The sequence below is a fragment of the Hydrogenophaga pseudoflava genome (assembly GCF_004353865.1).
GTDB lineage: Bacteria > Pseudomonadota > Gammaproteobacteria > Burkholderiales > Burkholderiaceae_C > Hydrogenophaga > Hydrogenophaga pseudoflava.
In genome coordinates this window covers 919470-934850 of sequence record NZ_CP037867.1, presented here as the reverse complement: position 1 = coordinate 934850, position 15381 = coordinate 919470, and the positions used below count along the sequence as shown (strand labels likewise).

Here is a 15381-nt window from a genome sequence, read left to right as displayed (position 1 = left end):
CCCTTAAACCAGTCCCAGCTCTGCCATGGATGTGCAGGCGCCACCGGTCACGATGAAATGATCCAGCACGCGAACATCGATCAAGGCCAGGGCACTCTTGAGTGCCTGCGTCAGCACTTCGTCCGACCGGCTAGGGCGTGCAACCCCGCTTGGGTGGTTGTGTGCCAGGATCACCGCCGCCGCGTTGTGCCCGATGGCCGCTCGCGCAATCTCTCGGGGGTACACATTGGTACGGGTCACGGTGCCATGAAAAGGCGCCTCAAAGGCGATGGCGCGGTTTTGGCTATCGAGGTACAGCACCGCGAACACCTCGGTTTTCTCTGCCCCCAGGTGCAGCCGCAGGAAGTCACGCACAGCGCCAGGGCTGTCGAACATGGCGCCGGGTTCACCCAGGTAGCGCCCCAAGATGGCAAGCGCCGCATCGACCACGCTGCGCTCATGTTCGGGCATGCCGTGGCGGAAGGATGCAGGCCCATCGCCCGCCCGGTAGCAGGGCACCAGCTCGCGTGCCTCCACTCGCGCACGTGGGCGGGTTCGGCGTGGGGTAGATTCGGCAACAGCCATTGTCAAAGCTCCGTTTTGATGATGGTCAGGCGGGGCCGGTGTTCGTACCACCAGGCCCCGCCGCCTTTTGTGCCCAGCTCAGGGCCGCCGCTGGGCATGGCGGGTATCAGTCGGCCGCCGTGGGGCTCGGAGGCACCAGGTAGGCGGCATGCAGGCGCTGCACATCCTGCAGCAGCCCCAGGTGCTTGGGCACCCACTCGGGAATGGGCACGCCCTCGGTGCGCCAGCGGCTCGGGGTGTTGCGATGCAGGCCGGTGGCGCGGCAGAAGTCGGCCACCTTCCAGCCCAGGGCGGACAGTGCCGCGTCAAACTCTTCAATGGTCATGTGTTGCACCTTTTGGCGTGTCGGGGCATGATACTTGGTTTTCCCGATAGTGTGCTGAATACGCACGATACAGCACACTTTGTTTACATAACGCCCGTTGTCGAATATGCGCTATTGAACAAGTATTGCACATTATCGGGAAAACTCTTTGCGAATCATGGGCTTGCGAACTTGTCCACACCGCCTGTTTTTTGAGCAAATACGTATGCGTGCACGTCTGGAAAGTTATCCACAGGTGCACGCGGCGCGATGAACTGGCGCCAGGGGAAGTGCCCTTGCGCTGCATTCCGGCTAAGTGCGCAAGCGGCCGGCGCGGTGCGGCTGTACAGCCGGGCGGGCTGGGGTGCTGAGGCTTGGGGCTGGCGATCAGGGCCAGGGGCTGGCGTTGGCCGACCAGCTGCACCAGGTCGAGGGCCTGCCCGTGGGACTGGTGGCAGGGCGTGGGGCCGGGGCTGGCTGTAGGTGAGTGAGTGTCCCCGGTCTGTCCCCTATATGTCCCCGGTTTGTCCCCGGTGTCATGTCGGCCTGCAGCCCGCATGGTTGCTGGGTTTCGCCGGTTTGTCCCCGGTGTCCCCGGTGTTTCGCCGGGAATGGTCTGGGGTGACGGTGCAGACGTGTGCATCAGGCGGCCCGCTGAGGCAGCTTCACCACGTTGCCGGCCTTGCGCCCGTCAAGGTAGTCCGCCCACCACTGCATCAGGCGTTCGCGGTCTTGCATGTATGTGCTGCGGTGGTATGCCGCCCGCACGCCGTTGCGTTCCTTGTGCGCCAGCTGGCGCTCGATCACATCCGGGTTCCATCCGGTTTCGTTGACCACGGTCGAGAACAGGGCGCGGAAGCCGTGGGCGGTGGCGGCGTTCTTGAAGCCCATGCGGGCCAGGGCCGAATTGAAGGTGTTTTCGCTCAGGGGCTTGGACGGGTAGAAGGGCGAAGGGAACACCAGGTCACGGCCACCGCTCAGGCCCTGCATGGTGCGCAGCACTTCCAGCGCCTGCCGGCACAAGGGCACGCGGTGTTCGGTGCGCATCTTCATGCGCTCGGCCGGGATGATCCACAGAGCCGCGTCCAGGTCGAACTCTGCCCAGCGGGCGCCGCGCACTTCACCGGGCCGCGTGGCGGTCAGCATCAGCAGGCGCAATGCGTTGACGGTGTGGGGGTCGCCCTCGTAGGCGTCCAGCTTGCCCAGGAACTCGGGCAGGTCACGGTCGGACAGGGCCGCCCGGTGGTGCACCTGCCGGGGCTTGAGGATCTCAGAGGGCACCAGATCAAGCATGGGATTCGATTCGATGCGCTCATGCGTCACGGCCCAGCGGTACACAGCCTTGACCCGCTGCAGGACGCGGCCGGCCTGGTCGCTGGCCCCGCGTGCCTCGATCTTCTTCACCACGGCCATGACCTCGCCCGGCCGGATGCTGGCCAGCGGGCGTGCCCCCAGAACGGTGAACACATCGGCCGCCAGCGATGCCCGGATGCGTTCGGCGGTCACAGGGTCCCAGCGTTGCGCCTGGTGCTGCATCCATGCTTCGGCCACGGCCTGCAGGGTGTTGACGGCCTCGTGTGTGGCCTTGACCTTCGCCGCCTTGCGCAGCTCGCCCGGGTCGTTGCCGGCTGCCAGCTCTTCGCGTGCCCGCTCGCGTCCCTTGCGGGCGTCGGCCAGCGTCACCTCGGGGTACACACCCAGGGCCAGCCGCTTCTCTTTGCCGCCGTGGCGGTATTTCAGGCGCCAGTACCTGCCCCCGGTCGTGGTCACTTCCAGGTACAGGCCGCCGCCGTCAAAGTGTTTGCCGGGTTCGGTCAGGGTTCGCAGCTTGGCGTCGGTCAGCTTCATGGCGGGGCATCCTTGCAAGTCTGGGGGCATTTTTGGGGGCACAACCATTGTGCCAACAGCCCCTAGGCGTTGTAAATCAACACCCTAGCCCACTACGTGCGGTTCCTGTTGGTGTACCACTCAGCGCTGGCGCAGCGTGCGCGAAAGCATGATCACCGGCACCAGGCCCACCAGCACCAGCGTTAGGGCCGGCAAGGCCGCTTCCCCCAGGCGCTCGTCGCGCGCCAGCTGGTAGGCCACCACCGCCAGGGTGTCGCTGTTGAAGGGCCGCAGCACCAGGGTGGCCGGCAGTTCCTTCATCACGTCCACAAACACCAGCAGCGCCGCCGCCGCCGTCGTGCGCCGCAGCAGCGGCCAGTGCACGCGGGCGGCCAGCGCGGCACCGGTGGTGCCGAGCATGCGGGCCGAGTCGTCCAGGCTGGCCGGGATGCGCGCATAGCCGCTTTGCGCCGATTGCAGGGCCACCGCCGTGAAGCGAACCAGGTAGGCCCAGACGATGCCCATCACGGTGGCGGTCACCCAGTAGCCGATGCTGCCATCGGGAAAGGCCTTCTGCGCCCAGCCCACCGGCAGCAGCAGGCCGACCACGATCACCGCGCCCGGCACCGCATAGCCCAGCCCCGCCAGTTGCACCACACCCCGAGTCAGCGGACCGGGCCGGGTGCGCACGGCAAACGCCAGCACCAGGGCCAGCACCGTGGCCGCCGCCGCGCTGATGGCGGCCAGGCGCACGCTGTTGCCGGCCCACTGCACGAACGAGGTCCAGGGCAGTTCTTCCCAGCCGCCGATCAGCGGGCGCAGCATGAACAGCACCGGCAGCACGAAACCAAACAGAATGGGCAGCGCGCAGGCCAGCCAGGCCAGCGCGGACCGCCCGCCCGACAGCGGCACCGGCTGCGCGTCGGCGCTGCCGGCGCGCTGGCCGCGCAGCGAGGCAAAGCGCATGCGCTGCTGCGCGCGCCGCTCCAGCCACAGCAGCAGCGCCACCAGCGCCAGCAGCATGGTGGCCAGCTGCGCCGCCGCCAGCGGCATGTCCATGGACAGCCAGGCCTTGTAAATGCCGGCGGTGAAGGTCTGGATGCCGAAGTAGCTGGCCACGCCGAAGTCGGCCAGCGTCTCCATCAGTGCCAGCGCCACACCGGCCGCCACCGCCGGCCGCGCCAGCGGCAGCGCCACCTCGCGGATGCGGCGCGACAGCGGCGCACCCAGCAGGCGGGCAGCCTCCATCAGCTGCGCCGCGCGCTCGGTCAGTGCCGTGCGCGCCAGCAGGTAGACATAGGGGTAAAGCGAGAAGGTGAAGACCCAGACCGCGCCGGGCGTGTTGCGGATCTCGGGGAACACCCGCCCGCGCAGGCCGAAGCTCTCGCGCATCCAGACCTGGAGCGGACCGCTGAACTGCAGGAAGTCGGTGTAGGCGTAGGCCACCACATAGGCCGGCATGGCCAGCGGCAGCAGCAGCGCCCACTCGAACACGCGCCGCCCGGGAAAGTCGAACAGGGTGACGGCGCTGGCGGTGGCCATGCCCACCACCGCGACACCCAGCGCCACGCTCAGGCACAGCACCACCGAGGTGACGGTGTAGTCCGGCAGCACGGTGCGCGACATTTCCGCGAGCACCTCGCGCGCCGCGGCGTCGAACTGGGACCAGGACGCCAGCAGCGCCAGCACCGGCAGGGTCAGCGCCAGGGCCAGCAGCAGCAGACCAACGGTGGAGGAAATGCGGGACAACACAAATGAGAATTGTAGTTATCTACAATGGACCACCATGTTCCTCCAAGTCAGCCAGCTCAGCGTCAAGTACTCCGGCTCGTCCCACCCCGCAGTGGACGGCGTGTCGCTCGGCCTTCGTGCGGGCGACATCGGCGTGCTGATCGGGCCCTCGGGCTGCGGCAAGACCACGCTGCTGCGCGCGGTCGCCGGACTGGAACGTGCACACGCCGGCAGCATCACGCTGGAGCGCGAAACCGTCAGCGACGGCTCGCTGCACGTGCCCGCCGAGCGGCGGCGCATCGGCATGGTGTTCCAAGACTATGCGCTGTTCCCCCACCTCGACGTCGGCCGCAACGTGGCCTTCGGCATCGCCAAACTGCCGCGCGCCGAACGCGAGCAGCGCGTGGCCGAGGTACTGGCGCTGGTGGGCCTGGACGGCATGCAGGCGCGCTACCCGCACGAACTCTCCGGCGGCCAGCAGCAGCGCGTGGCCCTGGCCCGCGCCCTGGCTCCGCACCCCCGGCTGCTGCTGCTCGACGAACCCTTCTCCAACCTCGACGTCGACCTGCGCGAGCGGCTGGCGCACGAGGTGCGCGGCATCCTCAAGGCCGCCGGTGCCACCGCCCTCTTCGTCACCCACGACCAGCTGGAAGCCTTCGCCATCGGCGACCTGATCGGCGTCATGCACCAGGGTCACCTGCACCAGTGGGACGACGCCTACGCGCTCTACCACCGGCCCGCCACGCGCTTCGTGGCCGAGTTCATCGGCCACGGCGTGTTCGCGCCGGCACAGATCCAGCAGGTGGCCGGCGAGGTGATCGTGCAGACGCCCATGGGCGCGCTGCTGGATGTCGAGGAATGCCCGCTGCCCTCGGCCTACGAGGCCGGGCTGTGCGACGTGCTGCTGCGCGCCGACGACATCGTGCACGACGACGAGGCGCCGGTGAAGGCGCAGATCGTGCGCAAGGCCTTCCGCGGCTCCGAGTTCCTCTACACGCTGCGCCTGTCCAGCGGTGAGACGCTGATGACGCACGTGCCCTCGCACCACAACCACGCGGTGGGCGAGTGGATCGGCATCCGGGCCGAGGTCGACCACGTGGTCACCTTCGAGCGCGGCGCCACGGCGACCACGCCGCCCGCGCCGGGCGTGCACCTGCGCTGAGGCCCCGGTGGCGGGTGCCCGGACCACGCCGTCCATCCTGCTCACCGGCTTCGAGCCGTTCGGTGGCGAACGCCTCAACCCCAGCGCGCTCGTCGCGCAGGCCCTGCACGGCCAGCACATCGGCGGCCGGCCGGTGACCTCTCTGGTGCTGCCCTGTGTGTTCGGTGACGCCATCGCCGCACTGGAGCAGGAGCTGGCGGCTCAGCGACCCGCCCTGGTGCTCTGCCTCGGACAGGCCGGCGGACGCGAAGGCGTGACGGTGGAGCGCATCGCCGTCAACCGGGACGACGCGCGCATCCCGGACAACGCGGGCGCGCAGCCGCTGGACCGTGCGGTGCTGCCAGGCGCACCGGCGGCCTACTTCAGCCGCCTGCCGGTCAAGGCCCTGGTGGCGGCGCTGCAGGCCAAGGACGTGCCGGCGGCTGAGTCGCTGAGCGCCGGCAGCTTCGTCTGCAACCACCTGTTCTATGGCCTGATGCACGCCCTGCGGCGCCGCCGCAGCGTGCAGGCCGGCTTCGTGCACCTGCCCTGGCTGCCCGAGCAGGTCGCGGAGCGCCCCAGGGCCTTCGCGCTCCCGCTGGACACCCAGGTGCACGCCGTGCAGCACCTGCTGGCCACAGCGTTGCAGTGGCGAGGCCGGGGCGACCTGCAGCGCGTGGGCGGCGCGCTGGACTGATCCCGCTCCGCTTCAGTTCAGGCGCTGCTTGAGCGCCGGGATGCGCGAAATCAGCAAGCCGTCCAGCAGCAGCACCGCCACCAGCACCGCGCCCGAGAGCGGGAACGCCAGCGCCACCGCCAGCATCACCACCGCACCGGTTTTCCAGAGCGCGGCGTCGGCGGGTGCGCGCGGCGCCACCAGACGACCGGCGTTCGCGGGCCGGCGCTTCCACCACATCACGATGCCGCTGACGCACAGGAAGAGCACCGCCAGGCAGAACAGCACGTTGGCCCAGGCGCTCCACAGGCCCATGTCGCCCTGGTGCAGCGCGATGCCCACGGCCATGAGCTTGGCCATGGGCGAGTAGTCGGCGAATGCAGCTTCGGCCAGCACGCGGCCGGTGTACTGGTCCAGGTGCACGAAGCGGTCGCCGGTCGGGTCGCTCAGGTCGCCGCTCATGCTGTCTGCGCTGATGCTGAAGACGCCGGTGTCGTCCTGAGGAACGGCGATGTGGAACTGGCCGCCAAAGCCGATGGAGCGCGCGTAGGCGTCAACCGTGTCGAGGTTGACCGGCTGGCCGGCGGGGATGCCCGGCCGGCCAGCGCTGGAGCCGGAGGCCGGCATCGGCGTCTGCTCCAGCCCCCAGGGCACTTCCTTCAGGCCTGGGGTGGCGAGCGCCGCGTGCGTCGCGTCGGACTTCGGCACGTCGTCCCACTTGATGGCCGGAAAGCTGCCCCAGGGCTGCACGAAGTGGCCGCCCCAGATGCCCGCCCAGGCCAGTCCCGTCAGCAGGAAGAAGGCCAGCACCAGGCCGCCCCAGAAGGCCACGCTCACGTGCAGCGACTTCCAGGCGCTGCGGCCCCTGGCCGAGAGGTCGGGCAGCAGCACCCGGGTCCAGCCCTGCCCACCGCGCGGCCAGGCCATGTAGGCGCCGGTGACGATGAGCACGATGCCCAGGCCGGCGGCGATCTCGATCAGCCGGTCGCCCAGGTCACCGAGCAGCAGCGTGCCGTGGATCTTCTCGGCCCAGGCGAACACGGTGCGCTCCTTGTCCACGGTGCGCAGCAGCTCGCCGGTGTAGGGGTTGGCGGCCACGGCCTCGTCGCGCCCGTCCGCTGTCACCACGAACCAGGCCGGCCGCGTGTCGGACTTCGGCGCCACGACCTCCTTGAGCTGCGCGCCGGGCCGCTGGGCCAGCACCGCCTGCGCCATGGCGCCGACCGGGACGGAGGTCGCCTGCGGCTGCACGTCGATGTTCAGGCCCAGGCGGTGCTGGAAGCCGGTGAAGAACACCATCACCAGGCCGGTGACGGCCAGCATGGTGAGGAAGGGCACGACGCAGAGGCCGGCGTAGAAGTGCCAGCGCCAGGCCAGCATGTGGAACTTGCCCAGCGTCGGGGGGGTGGTGGGTGGCATGGGGGGTTTCTGAAGGTTCATGACAGGGCGCCGATGGCCATGGACGGCGACACCCAGGGCGCGAGCCCTGTCGGCGCGACCGGGGGCAGCGGGTGGACACGGGCCGGTCCGCTCTTGCGGCGGCGCGGAGGCAGCAGCTGGGCCAGGCCGCGGCAGACGGTTTCGGCCTTGGCGTCCACCATCTGGGCCAGCTCGCGCAGGGCAGGCAGGGCCGAGCGCAGCGCGTCCGCACGCGCCTCGTCGGCCGCCTGTGCGCCCTGCCAGGGCAGGCCGAGCAACTGGAGCAGGCAGGCCAGCCGGGACAGCACGTTGCCGGTGCGCAGCGTGGCCATGTCCTGGGTGCGCATCTGCTGCTGGAACAGGGCCTCGCGCAGCAGGGCCTCGCGCTCGGTCTCGGTGGTCACCGGCACCAGGGCCAGCCGGCAGTCGGTGAAGGCAATGGCGGTGAACTGGTAGGGCTGGTCACACAGCGACTCGATGCCCACCAGATCGCCCGGCAGGGCGATCAGCACCGGCAGACGGGACGGGCCGCTCTCGCGGTCCAGGCGCACCGTGCCGTCGAGCACGCGCCACAGGCCACCGGTGGCACCGGCCTTGAAAAGGGGGTCTTGACCGGCGCACAGGCGCACCGGTTCTTTCACAGGGTTCGACATGGCAACTCCAGAAACGGACTTCACGAGGCCGAGTGCATCGGTGCACCGCGGCCGACGAGGCGGGACAGGCCCGCCGGTGAATCAGCCCTGGAGCGGCGGGCCGCGCGCGGCGGCGCGGGGCGCCTCGGCGGACCGGAGGTCGGTGGAGAAGAAGAACGGGGTGGGCCAGCTCGCCACCACCGCGGGCAGCGCGGGCCAGTTCGGAAGCAGGGGCGCAAACCGCTCGGCTGCGAGCGTGCAGTGGCCGCACAGGTCCAGCGCGCCCGTACGCTCACCGTCGGGGCCTGCGGCCGAGTCGCCGCTTAGCTCGCTCGCCAGCACCCACTGCATGCCCTGCGCGGTGCAGAGCTCGACCCAGTCCTGCCCGTCCTGCGGCGGCCCGGCCGCGAGCGCGCGCGAGACCGCGGGCGCCAGCGTGGCCAGCAGCAGGGCGGCGAGCAGCCCGCCCGACAGGCGTCGGGACAGGCGGTGCCAGGACAGCAGGGTCATCGGGCGCGCGGCTCAGGGCCTCAGTGCTTGTGCTCGGCGGCCGGTACGGGCTTGTTGGCCATGGCGGGCATGGTAGCCAGCGGCTTGGCCGGGGCCTTGACCTCGACGGTTTCGCGCTTGCCGTCCTTGCCTTCGAACACCAGCGTCACCGGCACCACGTCGCCCTCCTTCACCTGGGCCTTCAGGTCCAGCAGCATCACGTGGTAGCCGCCAGGCTTGAGCTCGACCGCCTTGCCGGCCGGCAGCGCCAGGCCGGGGATCTGGCGCATCTTCATCACGTTGTTGTCCATCGCCATCTCGTGGATCTCGACCACGCCGGCCACCGGCGACTGGACCTCGACCAGCTTGCTGTCGGCCTTGGCGGTGAGCTGCATGAAGGCGCCGGTGGCCTTCTGCTGGGCCACGGTCGCGCGGACCCAGGGGTCCTTGATCTCGACCGAGGACTGTGCAAAGGCGCTGGCCGACGCGGCGATGAGGGCAATGCTGATGAGGTGTTTCATGGGGACTCCTTGGGGTTGAAAAAACGGGGTTGGGGAAAAGGGATCAGGGCACTGGCGCATCCAGCAGCGCCAGGACGTCGGCGGTGTAGTCGTCGGCGGTCTGTTCGTGCCGCAGCGCCACGCGGATGCGGCCCTGGCGGTCGAACAGGTAGCTCAGCGCCGTGTGGTCCATGGTGTAGCTGCTGCCGGTGGGCACCTTCTTGTAGAAAGCGCGGAAGTCCTTCGCGGTCTGCGCGATCTGCTCGGCATTGCCGGTCAGGGCCAGGAAGCTGGGGTGGAAGGCGGCCATGTACTCGCGCAGCAGCTCAGGCGTGTCGCGCTCCGGGTCCACGGTCACGAAGACCACCTGCAGATCGCCGGCCCGGGGGCCCAGCCGCTCCATCACCGCCGCGGCGCGCGTGAGCGCCGTCGGACAGACATCGGGGCACTGCACGAAGCCGAAGTACAGCATCACGACCCGGCCCTGGAAGTCGGCCAGGGTGCGGGTCTGCCCGTTGAAGTCGGTCAGCGAAAAACCGCGGGCGTAGTCGGCCCCGGTGATGTCGATGCCCTTGAACGAGGGCGTCGCCGGTTGGCCACCAGGGGACAGCCGGTCACAGCCCGACAGCAGACCGGCGGCACCGGCTGCGAGCCACAGCAGGCTCTGTCGACGGCTCATGGCGCGTGAAAACAGCGAAGAGGAAACGGACGCGAGAGGCATGGCACCCCCGAAAAACGGACAACACAGGCGCACTCCCGCAGGAGCGCGCCACGGCGCGGGTTTTCAGAGGCTCAGCGGAGGCGCCCGGGAACGGGCGGTCGCCCAGACCGTGTCGGTCAGGGGGGCGCGGTAGAACGCCGAAGGCTGTTCGGCCAGCGGGGCGGGCAGCATGGCCACGGCCTCCACCGGGGGCAGGCCGCTGGCGCCACCGTGCAGGGTGCACCAGGGGCAGTGCGGGCTGGCATCGGAGCCAGCGGGCTGGCCATCGATCTTCTGCGCCAGTTCGCCGGTGTCGGCCTGGACCCAGACCATGCCGGTGGTGGTGCAGATTTCCAGCCAGTCGGCGCGGTCGCTGCCGCCCATCCGGGCCTGCGCGATGGTCGGCGCGAGTGCGCCCAGCAGCATGGCCACAAGGGCCAGCCAGGCGGCAAAACGGCGACGCAGGCGCAGGAAAGACATCGCGCGATGTTAACAGCGCGGTCCTGTGGGCGACGCATCCCGGAACCCGCGGCCCCTACGATGCCGCTGTTCGCCCAACCTCCAGGAGACACACCCCATGCTCACCCTCTGCGGCTTCTCGGCCAGCAACTACTACAACAAGGTCAAGCTCGCCCTGCTCGAAAAAGACGTCCCTTTCCAGGAAGAACTGGTCTGGGTCGGCCAGACCGACCGGGCGGCCAGCCCGCTGGGCAAGGTGCCCTACCTGAAGACCGACGAAGGCCCGCTGTGCGAGTCGACCGTGATCCTCGAATACCTGGAAGCGAAGTACCCGCAGCACCCGCTGCTGCCGGCAGACCCGTTCGCCGCGGCCAAGGCGCGCGAACTGCTGCGCTTCATCGAGCTGCACCTGGAGCTGGTGGCGCGCAACCTCTACCCCGAGGCCTTCTTCGGCGGCAAGATCAGCGACGCGGCCAAGGAGAAGACGGCCCAGCAGCTGGAGAAGAACGTGGCCGCGTTCGCCACGCTGGCGGGCTTCCCGTCCTTCATCGGCGGCGCCGAATTCACGCTGGCCGATGTGGGCGCCGCGGTGCACCTGCCGCTGGTCAGCAGCGCCAGCAAGATCATCTATGGCAAGGACGTGCTGGCGGACCTGCCGGTGCGCGACTACCTCAGGCGCATCGGTGAACGCCCTGCGGTGCAGAAGGTCAACGCCGACCGCAAGGCCAACACCGAACTGATGCTGGCGCGCGCGAAAGCGTAGTCAGAAAAATCAGCCCTCGCGCAGTGCGGTCACCGCATCGCGCAGGTTCTGCGCCCAGGTGCGTCGGTCGCGGCCCTGGGCGCGCTGTGGTTCGCCGTAGTGCACCACCGCCACCACGTCGGTGGCGCGCAGTGTGTTCCACAGCGACTGCAGCAGCGTGGTATCGCCGATGAACAGCGGCGCGTCGTGACGCCGACCGTGCACCGGATCGACATAGCTCAGCCCCACCGGCAGCACCGGCGCTTCGGCCGCGATCGCGGCCTGGATCAGGTTGGCGTGGAAGGGCAGCAGGGTCTGGCCGTCGCCGGTCGTGCCCTCGGGAAACACCGCCAGGATGTCACCACCGCGCAGATGTTCGGCCATCTTGTGCACCACGCGCATGGCGTCGCGCCGGCTCTCGCGTTCGATGTAGAGCGTGCCCGCGCCGGTCACCAGCGCACCGATCACCGGCCAGGCCTTGACGTCGGCCTTGGACACGAAGTGCGACGGCCGCGCCGCGTTCATCACCAGAATGTCGAGCCAAGAAATGTGGTTGGCCACCACCAGCAGGGGGCCGTGCACCGGCGGCGTGCCGCGCACCTGCAGCGTGACGCCCAGGATGCCCAGCATCTGGCGGGTCCACTCGCGCACCAGCAGGTCGGTCGCCTCGGGCGTCAGCTTTCCGAATTCGCTGCGGATGATCCACAGGCCGCGCAGCACATGGACCAGGGCGCGCAGGATGCGCCACCCCGCGGCCAGGGCCGAACGCCGCCGGCCGCTCACGCCGCGGCCCGGGCCGCCTCGTAGGCCACCTGGCCGGCCACCAGCGTGGCGCGCACGCGCGCCGGCATCTCGTGGCCTTCGAACGGCGTGTGCTTGCCCTGGCTGCGCAAGGCCGCCGGTTCCACCGCCCAGCTGGCGTTGGGATCGAAAAGGCAGAGGTCGGCCGCGCCGCCCACGCTGATCTGGCCCACGCTGTGCTGCAGCGTGCCCAGCGCACTGCCCAGCACGGCCTGCGGGCCACTGGTGAGCACGGCCAGCGCCTGCATCAGGCCCAGGCCGTCCTGCTGCGCCCACTTGGCGGCCAGCCCCAGCAGCAGCTCCACCGCGGTGGCGCCGGGCTCGGCTTCGGCAAAGGGCAGGACCTTGGCATCGGCGTCCACCGGGTTGTGGTCGGACACCAGGGCATCGATGGTGCCGTCGGCCAGCCCTGCGCGCAAAGCCTCGCGGTCGCGCTGCTGGCGCAGCGGCGGCTGCAGGCGCATGCGGCTGTCGTAGAAGCCGATGTCCACATCGGTCAGGTGCAGGTTGTGCACGCTGACATCGCAACTCACCGGCAGGCCCTCGGCCTTGGCCTGGCGCACCAGGTCGAGGCCGGCGGCGCTGCTGATGCGGCACAGGTGCACGTGCACGCCCTTCTCGCCCGCCGACTGGCTGCTCTTGTGCACGCCGCGCAGCAGCTCGAACAAGGTGTGCAGCGCGATGGTCTCGGCCGCGGCAGGCACGCCGGCCAGGCCCATGCGCGTGGCCAGCGGGCCGCTGGCAGCGACACCCTTGCCGAGCCAGAAATCCTGCGGCCGCAGCCACACGGTGTAGCCGAAGGTGGCGGCGTACTGCAGCGCTCGCTGCAGCACCTGCGCGTTGACGATGGGCACCTCGGCCTGGCCGAAGCCGATGCAGCCGGACTCGGTGAGCTCGGCCATTTCGGTCAGCACCTCGCCCTTGAGGCCGCGCGTGAGCGCGCCCAGCGGGAACACGCGCGACTGGTGCAGCTTCTCGGCGCGGAACTTGAGCATGTCCACCAGGCCCGGTTCGTCCAGCACCGGGTCGGTGTCGGGCGGGCAGACTAGCGACGTGACGCCGCCGGCCACGGCCGCGGCCATTTCGCTCTCCAGCATGGCGGCATGTTCCTGCCCGGGCTCGCGCAGGCGCACCGCCAGATCAACCAGCCCAGGCGCGACCACCAGACCCGAGGCGTCGATGCTGCGGTTGGGGTGGAAGTCGGGCGCGATCTTGCCGATGGCGATGATGCGGCCCGCCGCAATCGCGATGTCGGCCAGCTCGTCGCGGCCGCTGGCCGGGTCCATGACGCGGCCGTTCTGGATCAGGATCTTCATGGTGTGCCTATCGGTGCGGAGATCGGGGCCCCGGCGGAAGAGGACGTGGACAGGATGTGGCGCAGCGCATCGACCAGGGCTTCGCACTCGACCTGGGTGCCGATGGTGATGCGCAGGTGGTTGTCGATGCGGGGCTGCTTGAAGTGGCGCACGAGGATGCGGCGCTCGCGCAGGGCGCTGAACAGGTCGGCCGCGCGCGCGCTGGTGTGGCGCACGAACAGGAAGTTGGCGCTCGACGGCAGGCAGTCGAAACCCAGGCCGTCGAGCTGCTGTTCCAGCCACTGGCGGCTGGCGGTGATGCGCGCCGACAGCGCCTGCAGGTGCCCGTCGTCCTCGATGGCCGCCTGCGCGCCGGCCAGCGCCAGCCGGTCCAGCGGGTAGGAGTTGAAGCTGTCCTTGACCACGTGCAGCGCCTCGATCAGCGAGGTGTGGCCCATGGCAAAACCGACGCGCAGCCCGGCCAGAGCGGCCGACTTCGACAGCGTGCGCACCACCAGCAGCTGCGGGAAACGATTGATCAGCGCCACGGCGCTCTCCGCGCCGAAGTCCACATAGGCTTCGTCGATGACCACCACCGAGCCCGGGTTGCTTTCGAGCAGCTGGGTCAGTTCGGACAGAGAGAGAGCGATGCCCGTCGGGGCGTTCGGGTTGGGCAGCACGATGCCGCCGTTGCCGCGCCGGTAGTCGGCCACGCGCACGCGGAAGGCATCGTCCAGAGGGATCGGCTGCGGCTCGATGCCGTAGAGCGCGCAGTACACCGGGTAGAACGAGTAGCTGACGTCCGGGAACAGCACAGGCCGGCCGTGGCGCAGCAGGGCGCAGAACGCGTGGGCCAGCACCTCGTCGGAGCCGTTGCCGACGAACACCTGCTCGGGCGTCAGCCCGAAACGCTTCGCGATGGTCTGACGCAGCGACAACGCGGTCGGGTCGGGGTAGAGGCGCAGGCGTTCGTCAGCTGCATCACGCACCGCGTCGAGCACGCGCGGCGACGGCGGGTACGGGCACTCGTTGGTGTTGAGCTTGATCCAGCCCGCGCCCTGCGGCTGTTCGCCGGGCACGTAGGCGTGCAGCCCGCGCACCGCGGGGCTCCAGAGCGCACGCGCAGCAGCCTCTTTCCTAGAGCTCATGCCTCGTTCCCGGCCACGATACCCAGCACGGCCATGCGGACGGCGATGCCGAAGGTCACCTGCGGCAGGATCACGCTCTGCGGTCCGTCGACCACGGCGGACTCGATCTCGACGCCGCGGTTGATCGGCCCCGGGTGCATGACGATGGCGTCCGGCTTGGCCCAGCGCAGGCGCTCGGTGGTCAGACCGAAGCTCTTGAAATACTCCTGGCTCGATGGCAGCAGGGCGCCGCTCATGCGCTCGTTCTGCAACCGCAGGGTGATCACCACGTCGCAGTCCTTGATGCCTTCTTCCAGCGTGTGGCAAACCCGCACACCCAGATGCGAGAGGTCGCTGGGCACCAGGGTGCGCGGGCCGACCACGCGCACGTCGGGGCAGCCCAGCGTGGTGAGCGCGTGGATGTCGGAGCGCGCCACGCGCGAGTGCAGCACGTCGCCGACGATGGCCACCGAGAGCTTGCTGAAGTCCTTCTTGTAGTGCCGGATGGTGTACATGTCCAGCAGGCCCTGCGTGGGGTGCGCGTGGCGGCCGTCGCCGGCATTGACCACGTGCACGTGCGGGGCCACATGCTGGGCGATGAGATAGGGCGCTCCCGATTCGCTGTGGCGCACCACGAAGATGTCGGCCGCCATGGCCGACAGGTTGGCGATGGTGTCCAGCAGCGACTCGCCCTTGGCGGTGGAGCTGCGCGCGATGTCCAGCGTGTAGACGTCGGCCGACAGGCGCGTGGCCGCGATGTCGAAGGTGGTACGGGTGCGGGTGCTGTTCTCGAAGAACAGGTTGAACACGCTCTTGCCGCGCAGCAGCGGCACCTTCTTGACCTCGCGGTCGCTCACGCTCACGAAGCTCGACGCAGTGTCGAGGATGTGCGTGAGGATGTCGCGCGGGAGGCCTTCGGTGGAGAGCAGGTGGATCAGCTCGCCGTTCTTGTTCAGCTGGGGGTTGCGTGGCAC

16 protein-coding genes and 1 pseudogene are annotated in these 15381 nt (G+C 69.5%); 3 read left to right on the top strand and 14 right to left on the bottom strand.

The annotated features are described in order from the left end of the window. Positions 1–3: 3 nt before the first annotated feature. The 4 genes and pseudogenes from HPF_RS04610 to HPF_RS04595 all read right to left on the bottom strand — a co-directional run. A pseudogene (locus HPF_RS04610) lies at positions 4–378 on the bottom strand (JAB domain-containing protein); the annotation flags it as partial. Positions 379–670: 292 nt separating this feature from the next. Further along, positions 671–889 (bottom strand): hypothetical protein, encoded by a 219-nt coding sequence (locus HPF_RS04605; protein ID WP_133155874.1) that lies wholly within the window; start codon positions 887–889, stop codon positions 671–673. Positions 890–1510: 621 nt separating this feature from the next. After that, the gene (locus HPF_RS04600; protein ID WP_133155873.1) at positions 1511–2716 is read right to left on the bottom strand and encodes a tyrosine-type recombinase/integrase; all 1206 of its coding nucleotides are present in this window, start codon (positions 2714–2716) and stop codon (positions 1511–1513) included. A gap of 120 nt (positions 2717–2836) precedes the next feature. Continuing rightward, positions 2837–4447 (bottom strand): ABC transporter permease, encoded by a 1611-nt coding sequence (locus HPF_RS04595; RefSeq protein WP_066158660.1) that lies wholly within the window; start codon positions 4445–4447, stop codon positions 2837–2839. 34 nt (positions 4448–4481) lie between these two features. Between HPF_RS04595 and HPF_RS04590 the strand changes: the two genes are divergently transcribed. Both HPF_RS04590 and pcp read left to right on the top strand, forming a co-directional pair. After that, positions 4482–5588, top strand: coding sequence for an ABC transporter ATP-binding protein (locus tag HPF_RS04590; protein ID WP_066158666.1), 1107 nt, complete (start codon positions 4482–4484; stop codon positions 5586–5588). Positions 5589–5595: 7 nt separating this feature from the next. Beyond that, positions 5596–6264, top strand: coding sequence for a pyroglutamyl-peptidase I (gene pcp / locus HPF_RS04585; protein WP_066158669.1), 669 nt, complete (start codon positions 5596–5598; stop codon positions 6262–6264). Between the two features lie 12 nt (positions 6265–6276). Here the strand turns inward: pcp and HPF_RS04580 are convergent, their stop codons facing one another. From HPF_RS04580 to HPF_RS04555, 6 genes are all read right to left on the bottom strand, one after another. Next, entirely contained in the window at positions 6277–7662 is a 1386-nt protein-coding gene (locus HPF_RS04580) for a PepSY-associated TM helix domain-containing protein (RefSeq protein ID WP_207959305.1), read from the bottom strand. Between the two features lie 17 nt (positions 7663–7679). Further along, positions 7680–8315 (bottom strand): cyclic nucleotide-binding domain-containing protein, encoded by a 636-nt coding sequence (locus HPF_RS04575; RefSeq protein WP_079364506.1) that lies wholly within the window; start codon positions 8313–8315, stop codon positions 7680–7682. Positions 8316–8396: 81 nt separating this feature from the next. Beyond that, positions 8397–8804: a DUF2946 family protein gene (locus HPF_RS04570; RefSeq protein ID WP_079364505.1), complete on the bottom strand. Its 408-nt coding sequence runs from the start codon at positions 8802–8804 to the stop codon at positions 8397–8399. 20 nt (positions 8805–8824) lie between these two features. Beyond that, entirely contained in the window at positions 8825–9304 is a 480-nt protein-coding gene (locus tag HPF_RS04565) for a copper chaperone PCu(A)C (RefSeq protein WP_079364504.1), read from the bottom strand. A gap of 43 nt (positions 9305–9347) precedes the next feature. After that, positions 9348–9962, bottom strand: coding sequence for an SCO family protein (locus HPF_RS04560; RefSeq protein ID WP_127803498.1), 615 nt, complete (start codon positions 9960–9962; stop codon positions 9348–9350). A gap of 105 nt (positions 9963–10067) precedes the next feature. After that, on the bottom strand, positions 10068–10463 hold the full coding sequence (locus HPF_RS04555; RefSeq protein ID WP_066158686.1) for a DUF2946 domain-containing protein: 396 nt from the start codon (positions 10461–10463) through the stop codon (positions 10068–10070). Between the two features lie 97 nt (positions 10464–10560). On the opposite strand from HPF_RS04555, the gene HPF_RS04550 reads away from it, so the two are divergent. Then, the gene (locus HPF_RS04550; protein ID WP_066158691.1) at positions 10561–11205 is read left to right on the top strand and encodes a glutathione S-transferase family protein; all 645 of its coding nucleotides are present in this window, start codon (positions 10561–10563) and stop codon (positions 11203–11205) included. Between the two features lie 9 nt (positions 11206–11214). On the opposite strand, the gene HPF_RS04545 is transcribed toward HPF_RS04550, so the two are convergent. From HPF_RS04545 to HPF_RS04530, 4 genes are read right to left on the bottom strand one after another with little or no spacing between them, the layout of a single operon-like run. Next, positions 11215–11967, bottom strand: coding sequence for a lysophospholipid acyltransferase family protein (locus HPF_RS04545; RefSeq protein WP_133155871.1), 753 nt, complete (start codon positions 11965–11967; stop codon positions 11215–11217). Further along, entirely contained in the window at positions 11964–13301 is a 1338-nt protein-coding gene (locus HPF_RS04540; RefSeq protein ID WP_133155870.1) for a dihydroorotase, read from the bottom strand. Before HPF_RS04540 ends, HPF_RS04545 begins: the two co-directional genes overlap by 4 nt. After that, entirely contained in the window at positions 13298–14428 is a 1131-nt protein-coding gene (gene hisC / locus HPF_RS04535) for a histidinol-phosphate transaminase (protein WP_133155869.1), read from the bottom strand. Before hisC ends, HPF_RS04540 begins: the two co-directional genes overlap by 4 nt. Further along, the gene (locus tag HPF_RS04530) at positions 14425–15381 is read right to left on the bottom strand and encodes an aspartate carbamoyltransferase catalytic subunit (RefSeq protein WP_127803507.1); all 957 of its coding nucleotides are present in this window, start codon (positions 15379–15381) and stop codon (positions 14425–14427) included. The genes hisC and HPF_RS04530 overlap by 4 nt, the downstream gene beginning before the upstream one ends.